Origin of the sequence: Kitasatospora sp. NPDC088264 (genome assembly GCF_040685715.1) — a bacterium.
Taxonomy (GTDB): Bacteria; Actinomycetota; Actinomycetes; order Streptomycetales; family Streptomycetaceae; genus Kitasatospora.
On record NZ_JBFBIR010000001.1, the window covers coordinates 122,231 to 139,615 of the forward strand.

Here is a 17,385-nt window from a genome sequence, read left to right on the forward strand (position 1 = left end):
TGTCGCACAGGTCACAGTGGTGTCGATCAACGACGCTGCGTGGTGGATCAGTTGGGACGGATCAGCGGAGCCGTCGAGCTGCCGAACGACGAATCGGCGAATCGGCGAATCGGCGGTCCACGGGTCAAGCGAGCCAGTTGTCGACCTGGCTCTCGGCCTCCGGTGCCCAGGCGAGTTCCAGGTGGTTGAGGCCGGTGAGCAGCCGGGTGCCGCCGATCGTCGCGATGCCGGTGGTGTCCAGGGCGCTCGCGGTGAACACGATGCCGTCGCTGGGCCCCCGGTTCTCGTTGAGCACGCCCGGGATGTCGGCGGACCCGCCCGCGAGCAGATAGGTGCGCACCGACGCGGGGACGCCCGCCTGTTGCAGCGGCGCGATCAGCGAACCGGCGTCGATCGCCGCCTGGATGCCCTGGCCGGAGGTGTAGAAGCCCTGGCCGCCGTAGTAGGTGGTCCACCAGTCCTGGGCGGTGCCGTCCACCCCGTACCGGCCGTCCCAGCGGGCGAGCAGCTGGCGCTGGCCCGGGTAGCAGTCGTAGCCGCCGGTGGGCAGCACGCCGAGGCAGGGCTGCGCCGTGTAGGTGCCGTAGCAGGTCATGTAGAGGTGCGGGGACGGCGCGTTGGCGGTGCCGCCGCAGGCCGGCCAGCTCGCGAGGTCGAACGACCAGCCGTGCGCGTACACGTAGTCGAGCCCGCCGTTCGGGCCCCCGAGGGTGATCAGGCGGCGCACGTCGCCCGCGTAGGCCCGCCCCCAGGACGGGCGCACCGAGGACACGTACGCCCGGGCGGCGACCTCGCCCTTGCTCCAGGCCACCACGTCCACCTGGGGGACGCCGAGGCGGGCCCGGATCAGCGCGACGGCGTCGCCGACGGCCTGCGCCTGGAGCAGGTTGTCGCCCTGTTTGTGGGCGAAGCCGATGGCGAACACCCGGTGGCCGGTGCCGGCGAGGTACTGGGCGAGGCCGGTGGACGGGCAGGCGGAGGCACCGCAGGTGCCGCTCTCCCCCGGGTTCGCCCAGGCGCGGTCGGCGTTGTCGTTGGCGCCGTGGACCAGCAGCACGGGGGTCGGACGGCTACCGGTGTCCCAGCCGGTCGCCGAGTACAGCAGGAAGCGGCTGGAGGAGGGCTGGCCGGTGCCGCCGAAGTACGTCCGGCGGGCGCCGTCCTGGTCGCCGCGGCCGTCGGCCGGGTACTGCTCGGTACGGAAGCCGGGGGTGGTGTCGAGGTAGCGCTCGACCTTGGCCCAGCCGTTGCCGGGGGCGGGGAAGGCGGCTTCGAGGGCGAGCGGGGCGGTGGCCGCCTGGGCGGCGGTCTGGGCAGTGGCGGTCTGGGCGACGGTGGCCTGGGCGGGAGTGGGGGTGCCGAGGAGCAGCGCGGCGAGGGTGAGCAGGAGGGCGGACAACGCGGTGGGGGTGCGTCTGACGGCGGTGGGGGTGTGCCGCACGGGAGTGGGGGTGCGTCTCATGGGGGTGGACGGTAGGACCGGCCGCCGGCGGGCGCCCAGGTGCCCGCCGCACACCGCGCCGGCCTGCGCGGTGGCGGCCGGTGCCGTGGCGCACCGTCCACGGGTGCGCCCACCCGGCTCACCGGGTCGGATAAATTGGAGGTCCGACATCTTCCGCAGTGCACAAGACCGCCGTGCACGGCCCCACAGGAACGAGGTACCGCCCCACCATGACCGCGCCCCTGCCCGCCTTCGCCGGCCGCACCTACCTCTTCCGGGCCGACAACGGCGCGGCCTTCCGCAACACCTACTCGGCCGACGGCAGGCGGCTGCGCTGGGAGGGCCTCGGCGAGTCGGCGGGCCAGTGGGAGGACGTGCGGCTGCACGTCGCCGAGGTGGCGCCGGAGATCTACTTCATCAGCTGGACCGAGGAGAGCGGGATCACCGTCAGCCACGTGATGGACCTCGGCCGGCTGACGGTACGCGCCTTCTGGACGTACGAGGGCGAGGGCGGCCGGGTCGGCGAGCTGCACACCGGGACGCTGGAGCGGGTGGCCTGAGCCTCACCGCCCCCGCGCCCCCTCGCTGTCCGTCGGCTTACTCAGGCCGTCTGGGCAGACTGCCTGCTCAGACGGTCTGCTCAGACGGTCTGCTCAGGCGGCCTGGTTCGGGACCTTGAGGTGCTGGGACAGCCACTCCAGCGAGGACGGCAGCAGCGCGCTCCAGGTCTCGAAGTTGTGGCCGCCGTTCTCCAACATGCTGTAGGAGACCTTCATCGGGGACTGCACGGCGTCGACGAAGGCCTCGGTGTCGCGCCGGTAGTCGCCGTCGCCCTTCTTGGTGCCGGCCAGCAGCACGGACACCTTGGGCTGCGGCAGGTTCTTCAACCGCCACATCAGGTTGGCCTCGTCACGACGCTGCTTGCTGCCGCCGAACAGGTCGCCCGTGGTCGGGTCGTCGGCGGCGTCGTAGTAGGCGGAGAGCGCGACGGCGGTCGGAAAGACGTCCGGGTGGCGCATGGCCAGCTTGAGGGCGCAGTAGCCGCCGGTCGAGTTGCCCATGAAGGCCCAGGCCTGCGGGTCGGAGGAGACCCGGAAGCTCGCCTGGATCGCTGAAGGGACGTCCTTGGTGAAGTACGTGTCGGACTGCGCGCCGCCCGGAATGTCCTCGCACTCGGTGTCCTGCGGCAGGGCCGGCGAGGGGCGCATCAGCACCATGACGGTCGGCTGCATGTTGCCGTCCTGGAGCAACTTGAGCGCTGCGCCCGGGTAGTTGAACCGGGTGATCAGGTTCTCGGCGATCCCGGGGAAGCCGGTGCTGACGATCACCGCCGGGAACTGCCGCTGCGCGTACTCCGGTTGGAAGTACTGCGGCGGCAGGAAGACGTACCCCTCGGTGGACAGCCGGCTGGCCGCGCCGTCGATCCGCACCTTGCGGATCTCACCGGACTGGCTGGGCTCGCGGCCCATCGCGCCGCCGCCCTTGACGGAGGCGTGGCCGATCGTCTCCACGAGCAGCCGGCCGGACGCGTCCGCCTTGTTGTGGATCACCACCGGGCCGGTGTCACCGGTGCCCAGCAGGTCGTCCCAACTGCTGTAGAAGGCGAAGTAGTTGTTCGCCACCAGGCCGAGCGCGGCCAGCACCGCGAGCTGGGTGGCGAGCAGGGAGCCGATCCGGCCGAGCACCGCCTGCCAGGTCTGCTTGGCGAGTCTTGGCCACAGCCAGACCGTGCCGGCCGTCATCACGACGGCGATCAATACGGCCAGCGCCAACACCTTGTGGCTCGTCAGACCCATGTCCTACTTGCTCCCACGCCTCGAACTCCCCGCCCCCTCCGTCCAGGACATCCGAGGTGGTCACCCCGGTTCCCCCACCGGGGCGCGCGATCACCCACCCTAACGGGGCCGGGGAGGAGGAACAGATGACAGATGACAGCCGACAGATAACAGATAACAGATAACAGATAACGAAATCTGTCAGCTGTTATCTGTCACCTGTTCGCGGCCGGGCGGGCCCAGCCCTCCCGCCCGTAGAGCCGCAGCCCCGCCGTGAGTTCGCGCATGCAGCGCGCACCGAGCTCCCGCGGGGAGCCCGGGCCGGTCGTGGGCGCGTCCGAGGCGGCCCATTCCTCCAGCGCGACCCGGATCGCGGCCGTCGCCGCAGCGGCGGCCAGTCGGATCTCCAGCGGGTCGGTGCCGCCCGGGCAACGCGCCGCGAGGACCGCCCGCAGCCGCTCCTCGGAGTCGGCGTGGACGCGCTGCCACGTGCCGTCGAGGCGCGGGTCGCGCAGCAGGCTTCGCGTCCACTCCATCGCCTCGACCGCCTCCTCGTCGGGCGGGGTCAGCGAGGCGACCGCCGAGCGCTCCAGAGCCTCGCGCAGCGGCAGATCGGCCGGGGTCTCGGCGAGCTGGTCGACCCAGCGACGCCCACCGGCCGCCAGCAGCGGCGCGACGGCGTCCTCCTTGACGGAGAAGTACCGGTAGAAGGTGCGCAGCGAGATGCCGGCCGCGAGGGCGATCTCCTCGGCGGTGGTCGCCTCGGCCCCGCGCTCGGCGAAGAGTGCGGCGGCGGTACGGGCGATGTCCAGCCGGGTGGCGTCGCGGCGGCGCTGATTCAGGGTGGGGCGTCCGGTCACAGGGTCAGCGTACGCGGGCCGGTGTCACTGTGGCGCGTTGCGCCGAAGTGACACCCGGAGGACTTATTGGCACGTTATGCCATAAAGGCGTACCGTGCCTCTTGAGGTCGAGAGGCCACGAACGAACGAACGGAGTACCACCATGGAGCGCTTCAGCGGACGGAACGTCCTGATCACCGGCGGCGGCTCTGGCATCGGCCAGGCCACCGTGCACCGGATCCTCGCCGAGGGAGGGAAGGTCGTCGCCGTCGACGTCGACGAGGACGGCCTGAAGGCGACCCTGGACCGCGCGACCGCCGACGGCACCGCGGACCGCCTGGCCATCCAGGTCCTGGACATCTCGGACGAGGCGGCCGTCGTCACCGGCGTCGCGGCGGCGATCACGGACCTCGGCGGGCTGGACGCCCTGGTCAACGCGGCCGGCATCCTCCGCTCCTCGCACACCCACGAGACCAGCCTGGAGTTCTGGAACAAGCTCCTCGCGGTCAACCTGACCGGCACCTTCCTGATGACCCGCGAGGCGCTCCCCTCGCTGCTCGCGGGTGGCAGGGGCGTGGTGGTCAACTTCAGCTCCACCTCGGCGAGCTTCGCCCACCCCTACATGGCCGCGTACGCCGCGACCAAGGGCGGCATCCAGTCCTTCACCCACGCCATCGCCTCCGAGTACGCGAAGCAGGGCCTGCGTGCGGTCTGCGTCGCGCCGGGCAGCATCGACAGCGGCATGACCCACAACCCCGGGCTGCCCGCCGACGCCGATTTCAGCCTGCTCGCCAAGCTCGCCCCGGCCCTCGGCCAGGGCTTCGCGGGTCCGGAGACGGTGGCCGGGGTGATCGCGATGCTGGCCTCCGACGACGGCGCGTTCGTCACCGGCACCGAGCTCCGCATCGACGGCGGCACTCACATGTGAGCCGCCGGACGGCCGCGCGACGGCGGGGCCCCGGCCACTCCCCCCCCCCGGTGACACGGGCCCCGCCGTCGCGTCGCGGACGGCGGGGCCGGGCTCGTGACGGCAGCCGGGCTCGTGACGGCCGCCCGGGTCAGCCGAGGCCACCGTTGCGGGCCGCGGCGAGAACGGCGGCGGCGGCTCGGTCGGCGGTGTCGCCGTCCACCCGCTCGGCCGTGATCAGGACCCGGAAGTACAACGGCGCGGCGAGGTTCTTGATGACCTCGGCCGGGTCGGTGCCGGGTGGCAGCTGCTCGCCTTCGGCGCGTTCGCGGCCGTCGAGCGGGTGGCGGGGTGGATCGGCGGGTGACCGGCCCGCCCGGCCGTCAGCTGCAACCGTCAGCGCAGCGGCTTCGCCATCACGAGCTCCCGGGCGACCCCGCCGGCGAGCGGCCTGCCGGGCCCGCCGGGCTCGGTGAGCTCGGTGAGCTCGGTGAAGCCGTGCCGGCGGTAGAGCGTGATCGCGGGTTCGTTGCCGGGGAGCACCGCGAGGCGCAGCGTGCTGCCGCCGGATGCGCGGGCCCAGCGCTCGACCTCCTCCAGCAGGCGGTCGGCGACGCCCCTGCCGCGCGCCTTCGGTCCGACCCACACCGAGCGCAACTCCCGTACGCCGCCGGCTCCGGGGAGACCGTCCGCCAGGCCGACGGGCGTGGCGTCCGGACCGTCCGGACCGTCCAGCAGCGCCGCAACGTGGTGGGCGCCCGGAAGGTGCAACCGGGCGCGCCACCGTTCCTCGCCGCCGTGGTGCCAGTCCGCCAGGCGGGCCTTGAAGGCGTGCGGCGCGTCGGAGAGGGCGGCGAGGCGCAGGTCGCGCCAGAGCGGCCAGTCGTCGGTCGTGAGGATGCGCAGGGTCACCATGGCCGTCACGGTAGGGCGTGGGCGGCGGGCCTTCACCGAGGACCCGGGTTCGGCCTGCGGCCGGTCGAGACCGGGGCGGGCCGAGCGGGAACGGTTCAGGGCGTGCGCCACTCGGTGGCGAAGGCGGCGGCCGGGTTGGCGGTGAGGAGGAGGCCGGGCAGTTCGGGGCCGAAGGTGCGGGCGAGCCGTGGGGCGAGGTCGTCGAGCAGTGCGGTCGGGCCGTCGGCCCGACGGGCGGTGCGGGTGGTGGTGTCGGCGCCGAGGAGGAGTCGGGAGGCGTGGCCGGCCTCGACGAGGTCGGCGATGACGTCGAAGGCCTGGTGGTCGGCCGGGTGGCCGGCCCGGGAGGGGCTGTCCAGCGCGAAGTAGACGCCTTCCGCGGCGAGTTCGCGGTGCACCCGCACATCCGGCAGCCGGGTGAGGTGACCGAGGATGATCCGGTGGGGCGGGACGCCGTGTCGAACGTGCAGCCGGTTCAGGACGAGGTGCGGGTCGGCTCGGGGTTCGAGGTGGACGGCGATCGGGGCACCGGTGGCGTGGTGCGCGTCGGCGGCCGCGGCCATCACCCGGCGGGTGTGCGCCGTGATGGCCCCGGGGTCGCAGGCGATCTTGATCAGGCCCGCCCGGACGGCCTCGGGCGACGCGGGTGCTTCGGGGACCTCGGCGGCTACGGGGGCCTCGGCTGCTACGGGCGGTCCAGGCAACTCGGTGGCCGGTTCGGCCGTCAGCCCGGTGGTGAGTTCGGCGGTGAAGCGTTCGGCCAGCCCGTCGTACACGGCAGGGAGGGTGTCCGGGTCGTAGTGGGCCGCCTGGTGCAGGCCGGTGGCGGCGACGACGTGGACTCCGGTCGCACGGGAGAGCTTCGCGAGGGAGTCCGCTCCGCGACCCATGCCGTACGGGGTCCACTGGACGAACGACCGTCCGCCGGCCGCCGCGAAGGCGCGCAGGACACCCTCGGCGGCGGCCGGGTCGTCCAGTTCCTCGCCGGGGAGCAGGGGGCTGCGGATGAAGAGGTGGTCGTGGGAGTCGGTGGCACCGAGTTCCGCGGGGTCGAGGTCGCCGAGAACGGTACGGATCGTGGGGGTCATGCCCGGTCCGCCTCGGCCGGGGATGCGGGGGTCGGGGATGCGGGGGTCGGGGATGCGGGGGTCGGGGACGTCTCGGTCGGGGGTACCTCGGTCGGGGGTACCTCGGCGAAGGTGGCGGTGGCGACCCGCAGGCCGGCCAGAGCCTTGGGGACGCCGACGTAGGGGGCGAGGTGGACGATGACCTCGGTGATCTCCTCCCTGGTCAGGCCGATCCGCAGACTGTTGCGGACGTGATCGGCGAGCTGCGGCTCCACGCCGCCGAGGGCGGTGAGCGCGGCCAGGTTGGCCACCTGCCGGTCGCGCAGGGCGAGACCGGGGCGCTGGTAGGTGCCGCCGAAGAGACTGGTGACGATCCAGTCGGGGAAACCGGGTGCGAGACCGTCCAGGCCGCCGAGGGTCGCGGGGGTGACGGGGGCGGTCGCGGAGGCGGGCGTGGGGCTGGTCATGGGAGTGGCGAAACCTTTCACCAGTGCCGGCCGCCAGGCAGCCGGTCGAGTTCGGGACGGGACAGGTGCAGCACCTGGTAGCGGCTGCCCGGCACGTCGTCCGGGGCCGGGCCGTGCCAGAGGGCGAAGCGGACCAGTTCCCAGCGGCTCGGGTCCACCGCGACGGCGGCGGTGTGCAGAGCGGGGTGCGCGGGGAACTCGGCGAGGGCCCGTTCGACCGCCTCGGCGGGATCGTCGGACTCGGGGAGCCTGACGGTGTGGCGGGTAGCCGTGGTCGCGGTCGTGGTCACGATCGAGGTCGAAGTCGAAGTCGCCGGAGCGTCCGGCACGGCGCCGTGGGCCAGACCGGCGCCGAGCCAGTGACGGACGACCGGGCGGCCGAAGTCGGCGCTCAGGCCGCGGAAGCCCGGTCCCCAGAGGAAGCTGTTCATGCCCTCGACGGTGCGCCAGAGGTAGAACGGCGCGTACTGGTTGACGGGCGACCCGTCGCGGCCCCGCTCACGGACCAGGTACGCCTTGAGCCCGAGGCCCGGGTGTGTATCGAGCAGATGGCCCTTGTCGGCGACGCGCTTGCGGATGATCCCCAGGTCGTAGTCGGCGGGGAGGGTGATCTCGTACTGCATGGCGTGCACGGCGGGTCTCCTCGGTCGGATCGTCGAGCGGGCGTCGCTCGGCCAGTCGGTCACGCGCTCGGTCACGCGGTCACGCGGTCACTCGGTCACTCGGTCAGTCGGTCACGCGGCCGCTCAGCCGTGCGCGGCGCGGGTCAGGCGGTGCGTTGGGCGGCGAGCAGGCCGAGGGCACCGCGTACGGCCTGATCAAAGGGCTCGGCCCGGCCGGCCGCGCGGGCCAGAACGTAGCCGCCCTGGACGACGGCGACCACGGCAGCGGCGGTGTCGGCCGGGTCGACACCGGGGGCGAGCTCGCCCGCCGCCTGGCCCTCGGCCACCAACTCGGCGATCCGGGCGCGCAGCCAGTCGAAGGTCTCCTCGACGGGGGCGCGCAGTTCGGGGTCGGCGATGACGTCCGGGTCCTGGGCCATCCGGCCGATCCGGCAGCCGCGCAGCACGTCGCGGTCGCGGCGCAGGTAGGCGGCGATGCGGTCGTACGCGCTGCCGGGAGCGGACAGGTCGGCGGCGGCGACTCCCCGCAGCTGCTCGGCACTGCGGCGCAGCGCGGCGGCGGCGAGGTCGGGCTTGCCGGCGAAGTGGTGGTACATGCTGCCCTGGCCGACGCCGGCGTGCTGCTGGATGGCCTTGGGGCTGGTGCCGACGTAGCCACGCTCCCAGAGGAGTGCCTGGGTGCTCTCGATGAGGCGGTCCTGGGTGGTCATGCGAACCACTGTACATACCAGTAGGTACAGAAGGCCAGGGATTGCCCGGCTCGACGCGGACGCGAGGCGGGCCGACGCGGTCCGCGCCGTGGACAAGGCGGGCGGACGGGTACGCGCCGGGGACGACTGAGGGCCGTGCGCCGCCCCCCGGCGGCCACGGCCCCTCGCCCGCTCGTCTCCCCCTCCCCGACCGGCGGCACTCCACCGCGGCCGGTGGCGCGCGTCACGTCGGGCGGGCGCTCACGGAAGCTCGCGCCTGACCACCGGGGCTACCTCCGCCGCGAACAGCTCCAACTGCTCCCGCTGCGCCCCTTCCGTCAGAGCGTCGACTCCGATCCCGACCACCTCGTTGCCGAAGGCCTCGTGATAGCGGTGGATCTTCTCGATCACCTGCTGCGGGCTTCCGACCAGGGCCGAACCGTGCTCCAGCGCGTCCTCCAGCGAGGTGAACGGCGACTTGTTGTGCCGGCCGGCCGCCGAACCGAACATCGCGTCCCAGTACGGACGGAAGCCCTCGACCGCGTCCTGCGAGCGCTTGGCGACGTACAGCCCGCCGAAGCTCGCGCCCACCCTGGCCCCCCTCGGATCGCGCCCGTAGTGCGCCCAGCGCTCGCGGTAGTGCTCCACCAGGGAGCGGTACTTGGCCAGCGGGTGGAAGGAGTTGGCGGAGAAGAGCGGATCACCGTAGCGGGCGGCCAGGTCGGTGGACTGGGTGCTGGTCGCGCTGCCGTGCCACACCGGGATCGGGTCCTGCAACGGGCGCGGCACGACGGCCGCGTCCTTGAGCGGCGGGCGGGTCGAACCCTCCCAGGTCACCCTCTCCTCGCGCCAGAGCCGGCGCAACAGGCCGTAGTTCTCGGCGAGCGCGTCCCACTGGCGTTCCTCGGGCAGACCGAACAGGTCGAAGTGCCGCGGGTCGTTGCCCTTGCCGATGATCAACTCGACCCTGCCTCCGGAGAGCTGGTCGAGCAGGGCGTAGTCCTCGGCGACCCGGACCGGATCCAGGATGCTCAGCACCGTCACCGTGGTGAACAGCCGGATGGTGGAGGTGCGGGCCGCTATCGCGCTGAGCAGCACCGGCGGCGCCGGAGAGAGGAACGGTTCACCGTGCCGCTCCCCCACGCCGTAGCCGTCGTAACCGAGTTGCTCGGCCACGACCGCCTGGTCGATGACGTTCCACAGCTTCTCCTGCGGGGTGCGCTGGACGCCGGTCACGGGATCGGGTCCGTTGGCGACGAGGGACGAGACGGTGAACCGCACGGCGGTCTCCTTGGGGGCGCTCGATGGGGCCTCGGCGCGACGCCCTGACCCGAGGCGCGGGCAGGGCTGCCGAGGAGGGGTGGCGGCGGCCCGCGCGGAACGCCCCGGTACGGGCTGCGCTCACGCGGGCGGCACCGGGAGGGGATCGCGGCGGAGCGGCTCTGGGGCGGCGTCAGCGCGAGGTGCGGCGGCGACGACAACAGCGGGGCGCGGCGGTCGCGGGTGCGGTCGCGGTTGGGGTCGCGGGCGCGGTCACAGCCTGGACGGTCATCGTGACTCCCCCTTCGCCTCGCACGCGTACGATCCTCCGCGAGCATAAGCACCGGTCAGAAACGGGGCAAGGGCTTGATCCGCCCGCGGCGACTGGCAAGATGTCCGGCATGAGCTACCTCGCCGCGGATGACCGCTATGCCTCAATGACCTACCGCAAGGCCGGCCGCAGCGGCGTTCAGCTGCCGGCCGTCTCCCTCGGCCTCTGGCACAACTTCGGTGACGCCCAGCCGCTGGAGGTCCAGCGGGCGGTACTGCGCCGCGCCTTCGACCGGGGGATCACCCACTTCGACCTCGCGAACAACTACGGTCCGCCGTACGGCAGCGCCGAACGCAACTTCGGCTACCTGTTCGCCCAGGACTTCCGCCCGTACCGCGACGAGCTGTTCATCGCCAGCAAGGCCGGCTGGGACATGTGGCCCGGCCCGTACGGCAACGGCGGCAGCCGCAAGTACCTGCTGGCCAGCCTGGACCAGTCGCTGGGCCGGATGGGGCTGGACTACGTCGACGTCTTCTACTCCCACCGCTACGACCCGGACACCCCGCTCGAGGAGACGATGGGCGCGCTGGACAGCGCGGTGCGCTCGGGCAAGGCGCTGTACGCGGCGATCTCGAACTACCCGGCGGAGCAGCACCGGGAGGCGGTGGCGATCCTGCGCGAGCTGGGCACGCCGGTGCTGCTGAACCAGTCGGCGTACTCGATCCTCAACCGGTACGTGGAGGAGGGCGTGCTGGACGCGGTGGGCGAGACCCGGACCAGCCTCATCGCCTACTCGCCGCTCGCCCAGGGCCTGCTGACGGATCGCTACCTGTCAGGTGAGGTGCCGGCCGGTTCGCGGATGTCGGTCGGGCGGTTCCTGACCGAGGAGGCACTCAGCGGGCCGAAGCTGGAGCAGCTGCGGGCACTCAACAAGGTCGCCGAGCGGCGCGGGCAGACGCTGGCGCAGCTCGCGCTGTGCTGGGTCCTGCGGGACCCGCGGGTGGTCTCGGTGATCATCGGGGCGAGCAGCGTCGCCCAGCTGGACCAGAACATCGACGCGCTCGCGGGCGGTCCGCTGACCGCGGAGGAGCTGGCGGAGATCGACCGACTCAGCCTCTGAGCGGGGAGGGGGGCGGGCGGGGCTTGCCGGCGGAACGGGCAAACAACTGACAGCTGACAGATTTCATCATCTGTCAGCTGTCAGTTGTCGGCTGTCAGCTGTCAGTTGTCATCTGTCAGCGGCGGATGCCCAAGGCGGGCAATACCGTTTCTGCAACCCGGTGGGCCTCCTCCAGCAGGGGGTTGCCGGAGAGGATGAAGGTGTCGACGCCCAACGACTCGAACTCCTGCAACCGCTCGACCACCTGGGCAGTCGAGCCGACCACCGCCGTACCGGGGCCGGGGCGGAACAGGCTCATTCCTGGCCAGAGGTTCGGGTAGGCCTCCAGCTCCCGGGCCCGTGCGGGCACCTTGCCGCCGTGCTGGCGGAACTGCCGCTGCCAGCCGACCCCGTCCTCCCCCTTGGCGCCGCCCAGTTGACGGGCGTACGTGGCCTCGCTGGTGACGTCGAGCAGGCGGTCGGCGGCCGCCCAGGCCTCATCCTCGGTGTCGCGGACGATCAGGTGCAGCCGCAGCCCGATCCGCAGGGTCCGGCCGTGGGCGGCGGCCCGCGCCCGGACCAGGTCCAGCTTCTCCTTGAGCAGGTGCGGCGGCTCGCCCCAGGTCAGGTAGACGTCCACGTGCTCGGCCGCCATCTCGATGCCGGCCGCCGAACTGCCGCCGAACCAGAGCGGGATGCCGCCGGGCTGGACCGGCGCCAGCTCCCTCAGGCTCGCGCCCGCGTTCTTCAGATCGTAGAACTCGCCCTTGTGGTCGAAGACTTCGCCGGCGGTCAGGCGCTTGACGATCGACCAGTACTCGGCGCTGAGCCGGTAGCGGTCGTCGTGCTCGACGTCCAGTCCGTACTCGCGCAGTTGCGCGGTCGAGCCGTTGACCACGTTGAACCGCAGTCGGCCGCCGTGCATCCGGTCGAAGCTGAGCGCCATCTTGGCCAGCAGGGTGGGCGAGACCAGCCCCGGGTGGACGGCCAGCAGCGGCTTGAACGCCGGGGTGGTGGCGGCCGCGAGCGCGCTGCCGAGCGTCCACACATCGTAGAGGTCGGTCGCGAGCAGGGCGCCGGTGTAGCCCAACCGCTCGACGCTCCCCGCCAGTTGCTGCAAGTAGCGGAGATCCACCGGGCGGCGTCCGGCCGGCTCCCACGGGTAGCGGCCCTCGCGCGGGATGATGTACCAGAGGACTTCGGAGGCCATGGTTCAGACCGCCTTGGCGAGCGCGGCGGCCACCGGGGCCTCCAGCTCGGGCAGATGGGCGTCGGCGACGGTCAGCGCCCGGTCGATGAACCCGACCCCGTGGAAGATGTCCGCGGCCTCCTGCTGCTCGGCGATGAACCCGGCGGTGGCGGGCTCCAGTTGCCACGGCAGTGCGGCCAGCGCCGCCTGCCAGTCGACGGCCGAGCCGCCCAGCTGCTCCGCCGCGATCGCAGCCGCCTCGGCCGGGTGGGCGGCCACCCAGGCGTCGGCCCGGCGCAGCGCGGCGGCGATCGCGGCGACCACCTCGGGGCGCTCGGTCGCGAAGTCCCGGCGGGTGAAGAACACCGAGCGGTCGGTGATGACGTCGCCGGTGCGGATCAGCTCCCGGAAGCCCCCGCTCCGGCGGGCGGCGGCCAGTTCGGCGCCCTGGGCGATCCACCCCGCGATCTCGCCGTCGCGCAGCCGCTGGGCCTGGTCCTGGCCGGCCGCCGGGCGCACCGGGGTGACGTCTTCGGCGTACGAAAGTCCCTGCGCGTGCAGGGCCTTGGCGAGCAGATGGGTCTGCCAGGATCCGATGCCCAGCACGACGGTGCCGCCCTTGAGGTCCGCCACCGCCTGGACCGGGCCGCCGTCCAGCACCAGCAGAGCGCCGTGGTCGGGCCGGGGTGCGGAGACCGCCGCGTACACCAGGTCGTGGCCGGCCGCCTGGGCGGTGACCGGCGGGGTCGAGCCCGTCCCGCCGAAGTCGATGGTGCCGTCGGCGAGCAGCGCACCGGTGCGGGTGCCGTCGGCGTAGTGGTGGAAGGCGCCGGTCTCGCCGAGCGGGGCCAGTTCCTCGTCCAGGTAGGGCAGTCGGGCGAGGTAGTAGAGCGAGGGGTTGCTGGCGTGGACGCCGAGGGTCACGGTCATCTGTTCAACTCCGGTGGTGCGGGCTGGCGTTATCGAGGACGGTTCGGTGGGGCCGATTACGGGTCAGTGGACGCCGAGGTCGGCCAGCAGTCGGCGGCGCAGGTCGGCGAAGGCCGGGTCTGCGGGGTCGCGGGGGTGGTCGACGGCGACCGGCTCGTCGCGCACGAGCAGGCCGTCGCGCAGGACGGCGACGCGGTCGGCGAGCCGGACGGCCTCCTCCACGTCGTGGGTGACCAGCAGCACGGCGGGGCGGTGGCGGCGGACGAGGTCACCGACCAGGTCCTGCATGCGCAGTCGGGTGAGCGCGTCCAGTGCGGCGAACGGCTCGTCGAGCAGCAGCAGTTGGGGTTCGCGGACGAGGGCCCTGGCGAGGGCGACGCGCTGCGCCTCGCCGCCCGAGAGGGTGGCCGGCCAGGCGTCGGCGTGCTTGTCGAGGCCGACCTCGGCGAGCGCCTTGAGTCCGGTCTCCCGGGTGGCGGCGCCGCGCGGCAGGCCGACCGTGACGTTGGCCAACACCCGCTTGGACGGCACGAGTCGGGGCTCCTGGAAGACCACCGTTCGCACCGGCGGGACGAGTACGGTGCCCTCGTCGGCCCGGTCGAGCGCGCCGAGGATGCGCAGCAGGGTGGTCTTGCCGGTGCCGCTGGCGCCCAGCAGCGCGACGAACTCGCCCCGGGCGATGGAGAGATCGACGCCGTCGAGGACGGCCCGGGTGCCGAACACCCGTCGCAGGCCCCGCAGGTGGACGGCCGGAGCCGCGGTCGCGGGCGCGGAGGTCGCAGGCGCGGAGGCGGCAGAGGTCGCGGAGGTAGCGGTGCTCATCGGGCTGCCCCCTGGACGGCCTGGCGCCACGGCATCAGGAGGCGTTCCAGGACCCGGACGACCGCGTCGGCGGTAAGGCCGAGCAACCCGTAGATCAGGATGCAGACGGCGAGGATGTCGGTGCGCGAGTAGTTCTGCGCCTGGGCCATCAAGTATCCGATCCCCTCGGTGGAGTTGATCTCCTCGGCGGCGATCAGGGCGATCACGCTGAGCGTCATCGACAGCCGCAGGCCGGACAGCAGGGCGGGCAGCGCGCCGGGCAGGACGACGGTGCGCACGATGGCCCAGCGGCCGAGCCCGAAGCTGCGCATCGCCTCTACCAGCTTGCGGTCGGTGTTGCGGACGCCGCCGGAAGCGGACACGTACATCGGGAAGCTGGTGGCGACGCCGATCAGGGCGACCTTCGCGGTCTCGGTGATGCCGAACCACACCATGAACAGCGGGACCAGCGCCAGGAACGGGACGGTGCGCAGCACCTGGATCGCGGAGTCGAGCAGTTCCTCGCCGAGCCGGGTGAAGCCGGTGACCACGCCGAGCACCAGACCGGTGGTCGCGCCGAAGAACAGGCCGAGGCCGGCCCGGGTGAGGGAGACCCCGAGGGCATCGGCGAGCTGGCCGTTGCCCCACAACTCGCCGACGGCTTCGGCGACCTGGGCGGGTGAGGCGAGGACGTCCTGGGTGAGGGCGCCGGTGGCGGAGGCGAGCGCCCAGCCGCCGAGCAGGGCGAGCGGGCCCAGGGTGCGCAGGATCACGGCGAGGGCGCGCGGGCGGGGTCGCTGCCGCCTGGTGTGCGGGGTGACGAGTCCGGCGTCGAGGGCGGTTCGGGTCTCGTCGGTGGCGCGTTCGGGGGCGGCGGTGGTCACTTGGCACCGTCCCCGAGCTTGTTGATGTCGATCAGGTACGGCTTGACGTCCACGAGTTGCTTGGTGACCTTCTGGTCGGCGAAGAACCGGGCGACGGTGCCGAAGCGGGCGGTGTCGGCGTCGGAGATGGCCTCCGCGGCGGCGCCCTGCCCGCTGACGTTCACCGCGATGTCCTTCTCGGCGGGGGTGACGGCGGTCGGGCCGGAGTCGGTGAAGACGTTGAGGTAGGCGGCCGGGTCCGCCTTCTCCTTGAGGCCGTTCTCGCGCAGGTAGGTGTAGAAGGTCTTGACCACCTCGGGGTGCTTGTCGGCGAAGCCGTTGCGGACGGCCCAGACGGCGTAGTTGTCGGAGCCGACCTCCTTGCCGTTGGCCAGGAAGTGCGCCCCGGCGTTGGCGATGGTGGGCGTGGAGAAGGTGTTCCAGGTCGCCCAGGCGTCCACCTGGCCGGAGTTGAAGACACCTGCCGTCTGGTCGGCGCGCAGGTAGACCCGTTCGACCTTGTCGGCCGGGACGCCGTTCTTCTCCAGCGCCTTGAGCAGCAGGTACTCGCTGGTGCCGCCCTGGGAGACGGCGACCTTGCGGCCGACCAGGTCCTGGACGGACTTGATGGGCGAGTCGTTCTTCACCAGGATCCCTTCGCCGACGCCGTCGGGCGCGGTCTGGGCGAACAGCTTGAAGCCGGGCTTCTGGGCGAGCGCGGCGACGGCCGAGGTGATCGAGCCCTGGGCGACGTCCAGTTGGTCGGCGGACAGGGCCTGTGCGGCCGGGGCGAACGGGCCCGCGCTGCCGGTCCAGGCGACCTTCGCGTGGACGGCGGCCAGAGCCTTGTCCAGCGAGCCGTCCTTCTTGCCGCGGGCGAGGAACCCGTTGTTTCCGGGGTCGGGCAGGCGGAGCACCACGTCGGCCTTGCCGCCGGCCCCGCCGTCGGCGGAGGCCTTGGCCCCGTCGGCGGACGAGCCGCAGGCGGCCAGTGCGGTGGAGGCGAGCAGCGCGGTGGCGGCGAGGGCGAAGCGGGGGGTCTTCACGGGGTCTCCAAACGAAGGACAGCTGACAAGTGACAACTTTCGAAATCTGTTATCTGAAATCTGTCTGCTGAAATCTGTTAGTTGTGATCTGTCAGCCGGCGGTCGACGGCGCTCAGCCGCCCATCGCGGCGCGGCGCCGTTCACGCAGCAGCTCGCGGGCGGCGCGCAGTGGTTCCGGGTCGGCCCAGCCGGGGATGTCGACCGGGGCGGCGAGGAATCCCCGCTCCCCGAGGAATCGTTCCTGCTGCGCCAGCAGCTCCAGGCGGTCCGCCGAGAGGTCCAGGTGCAGGGTGCGGTGGCTACCCGGCGCGTACGCCCCGGCCACGCCCTCGGCGCCCGCGCCGGTCTCGGCCCGCAGGATCCGCACCACCTCCGCCGGGTGCTCGGCCGCCCAGTCGGCGGCCTCCAGCAGAACGGCGAGGAAACGGGCGACCAGCTCCGGCTGCTCGTCCAGCAGTTGCTGGTGGACGGTGACCGGCCGGGGCGTCCCGTTGTTGACCCGGGCCCGGCGGTCCGGCACCGCGTCCAGCTCCACAGCCACCTCCGCCCCGACCCGGCGGGCCGCCTCGACGGCGAGCGCCCCCTTCACGTACACGGCGTCCACCACCCCGTCCCGCAGCGCGGCCAGCTCGCCGGCCCACTGCCCGCCGCCGGGTAGGCCCGGGACGTCGACCAGCTCGGCGTCGTCCAGCGTGAGCCCGGTGAGGCCGAGGGCGCCACGGAAGCCGGCCAGGGCCATCGCCCGCCAGAAGTCGATGCCGATGTCATGATGTGGGACCGCCAGCCGCAACCCGCGCAGGTCGCCGGGGCCGGTGATGCCGCTGCCGGCCCGGACCAGGACCACCTGGCGCTCCTCGATCCAGGTGAGGCCGACCAGCCGGGTCCGCTCGCCGTGCGAACGGGCCCACAGCGCCGGGACGTTGCCGCCCTCGCGGAACAGTCCGGTGAGCGCGTGGGTGTAGTGGTGGTCTGCGGCCACCTCCGGCGGGGCGTCCTGGAGCGAGCGGACGGCGATACCGTCGGCTGCGAACTCGCGGGCGAGCCAACCCTGGTCGGCGGCGATCCCGGTGGCGGTGGGCACCGGGCAGCGGGTGAACCAGAGGGTGTCGGGGGCACTGGGGGAAGGGCTGGGCACGGGGTGTGGTCCTCTGCGGAGGGGGCGGGTTCGGCGGGCGCCGGAAGGCTACGGGTCTGGGCACGCCG

The 17,385-nt window shown here is 72.8% G+C and carries 18 protein-coding genes; 3 read left to right on the forward strand and 15 right to left on the reverse strand.

Annotated features, from left to right (window positions below; all coding sequences use genetic code 11):
• Window positions 1-124: 124 nt before the first annotated feature.
• Entirely contained in the window at window positions 125-1,462 is a 1,338-nt protein-coding gene (locus tag AB0O82_RS00495; protein ID WP_363579273.1) for a lipase, read from the reverse strand.
• A gap of 209 nt (window positions 1,463-1,671) precedes the next feature.
• Here AB0O82_RS00495 and AB0O82_RS00500 point away from each other — a divergent pair, with 209 nt between their 5' ends.
• Window positions 1,672-2,001, forward strand: coding sequence for a MoaF N-terminal domain-containing protein (locus AB0O82_RS00500; RefSeq protein WP_063349998.1), 330 nt, complete (start codon window positions 1,672-1,674; stop codon window positions 1,999-2,001).
• A gap of 93 nt (window positions 2,002-2,094) precedes the next feature.
• On the opposite strand, the gene AB0O82_RS00505 is transcribed toward AB0O82_RS00500, so the two are convergent.
• Together AB0O82_RS00505 and AB0O82_RS00510 are read right to left on the reverse strand one after the other, a co-directional pair.
• Window positions 2,095-3,237 (reverse strand): alpha/beta hydrolase-fold protein, encoded by a 1,143-nt coding sequence (locus AB0O82_RS00505; RefSeq protein WP_363579275.1) that lies wholly within the window; start codon window positions 3,235-3,237, stop codon window positions 2,095-2,097.
• A gap of 194 nt (window positions 3,238-3,431) precedes the next feature.
• Window positions 3,432-4,076 carry a TetR family transcriptional regulator gene (locus AB0O82_RS00510; RefSeq protein ID WP_363579277.1) on the reverse strand — a complete coding sequence of 215 codons (645 nt, stop codon included), beginning with the start codon at window positions 4,074-4,076 and terminating at the stop codon, window positions 3,432-3,434.
• Between the two features lie 142 nt (window positions 4,077-4,218).
• Between AB0O82_RS00510 and AB0O82_RS00515 the strand changes: the two genes are divergently transcribed.
• Window positions 4,219-4,983 (forward strand): SDR family oxidoreductase, encoded by a 765-nt coding sequence (locus AB0O82_RS00515; protein ID WP_363579279.1) that lies wholly within the window; start codon window positions 4,219-4,221, stop codon window positions 4,981-4,983.
• A gap of 375 nt (window positions 4,984-5,358) precedes the next feature.
• Here AB0O82_RS00515 and AB0O82_RS00520 read toward each other — a convergent pair whose 3' ends face one another.
• From AB0O82_RS00520 to AB0O82_RS00545, 6 genes are all read right to left on the reverse strand, one after another.
• Entirely contained in the window at window positions 5,359-5,877 is a 519-nt protein-coding gene (locus AB0O82_RS00520) for a GNAT family N-acetyltransferase (RefSeq protein WP_363579281.1), read from the reverse strand.
• 95 nt (window positions 5,878-5,972) lie between these two features.
• On the reverse strand, window positions 5,973-6,965 hold the full coding sequence (locus AB0O82_RS00525) for a phosphotriesterase (RefSeq protein ID WP_363579283.1): 993 nt from the start codon (window positions 6,963-6,965) through the stop codon (window positions 5,973-5,975).
• A complete protein-coding gene (locus AB0O82_RS00530) occupies window positions 6,962-7,411 on the reverse strand; it encodes a carboxymuconolactone decarboxylase family protein (RefSeq protein ID WP_363579285.1) in 450 nt (149 codons plus the stop codon). The genes AB0O82_RS00525 and AB0O82_RS00530 overlap by 4 nt, the downstream gene beginning before the upstream one ends.
• A 17-nt stretch (window positions 7,412-7,428) precedes the next feature.
• Entirely contained in the window at window positions 7,429-8,043 is a 615-nt protein-coding gene (locus AB0O82_RS00535; protein ID WP_363579653.1) for a DUF4865 family protein, read from the reverse strand.
• A 134-nt stretch (window positions 8,044-8,177) separates the two neighbouring features.
• Complete coding sequence (locus AB0O82_RS00540) at window positions 8,178-8,744, reverse strand: TetR/AcrR family transcriptional regulator (RefSeq protein WP_363579286.1); 567 nt, start codon at window positions 8,742-8,744, stop codon at window positions 8,178-8,180.
• Between the two features lie 240 nt (window positions 8,745-8,984).
• On the reverse strand, window positions 8,985-10,004 hold the full coding sequence (locus tag AB0O82_RS00545) for an LLM class flavin-dependent oxidoreductase (protein ID WP_363579288.1): 1,020 nt from the start codon (window positions 10,002-10,004) through the stop codon (window positions 8,985-8,987).
• Window positions 10,005-10,384: 380 nt separating this feature from the next.
• On the opposite strand from AB0O82_RS00545, the gene AB0O82_RS00550 reads away from it, so the two are divergent.
• Window positions 10,385-11,374, forward strand: a complete 990-nt coding sequence (locus AB0O82_RS00550) for an aldo/keto reductase (protein WP_363579290.1) — start codon at window positions 10,385-10,387, stop codon at window positions 11,372-11,374.
• Between the two features lie 115 nt (window positions 11,375-11,489).
• Here AB0O82_RS00550 and AB0O82_RS00555 read toward each other — a convergent pair whose 3' ends face one another.
• The 6 genes from AB0O82_RS00555 to AB0O82_RS00580 all read right to left on the reverse strand — a co-directional run bounded on the left by AB0O82_RS00555 (window position 11,490) and on the right by AB0O82_RS00580 (window position 17,317).
• The gene (locus tag AB0O82_RS00555) at window positions 11,490-12,563 is read right to left on the reverse strand and encodes an LLM class flavin-dependent oxidoreductase (protein ID WP_363579292.1); all 1,074 of its coding nucleotides are present in this window, start codon (window positions 12,561-12,563) and stop codon (window positions 11,490-11,492) included.
• A gap of 3 nt (window positions 12,564-12,566) precedes the next feature.
• Window positions 12,567-13,472: an ABC transporter substrate-binding protein gene (locus tag AB0O82_RS00560; protein ID WP_363579294.1), complete on the reverse strand. Its 906-nt coding sequence runs from the start codon at window positions 13,470-13,472 to the stop codon at window positions 12,567-12,569.
• Window positions 13,473-13,535: 63 nt separating this feature from the next.
• A complete protein-coding gene (locus AB0O82_RS00565) occupies window positions 13,536-14,294 on the reverse strand; it encodes an ABC transporter ATP-binding protein (protein ID WP_363579296.1) in 759 nt (252 codons plus the stop codon).
• Complete coding sequence (locus AB0O82_RS00570; RefSeq protein WP_363579298.1) at window positions 14,291-15,157, reverse strand: ABC transporter permease; 867 nt, start codon at window positions 15,155-15,157, stop codon at window positions 14,291-14,293. Before AB0O82_RS00570 ends, AB0O82_RS00565 begins: the two co-directional genes overlap by 4 nt.
• Entirely contained in the window at window positions 15,154-16,182 is a 1,029-nt protein-coding gene (locus AB0O82_RS00575) for an NrtA/SsuA/CpmA family ABC transporter substrate-binding protein (RefSeq protein WP_363579300.1), read from the reverse strand. The genes AB0O82_RS00570 and AB0O82_RS00575 overlap by 4 nt, the downstream gene beginning before the upstream one ends.
• Before the next feature lie 112 nt (window positions 16,183-16,294).
• Window positions 16,295-17,317 (reverse strand): ABC transporter substrate-binding protein, encoded by a 1,023-nt coding sequence (locus AB0O82_RS00580; RefSeq protein ID WP_363579302.1) that lies wholly within the window; start codon window positions 17,315-17,317, stop codon window positions 16,295-16,297.
• Window positions 17,318-17,385: the final 68 nt, after the last annotated feature.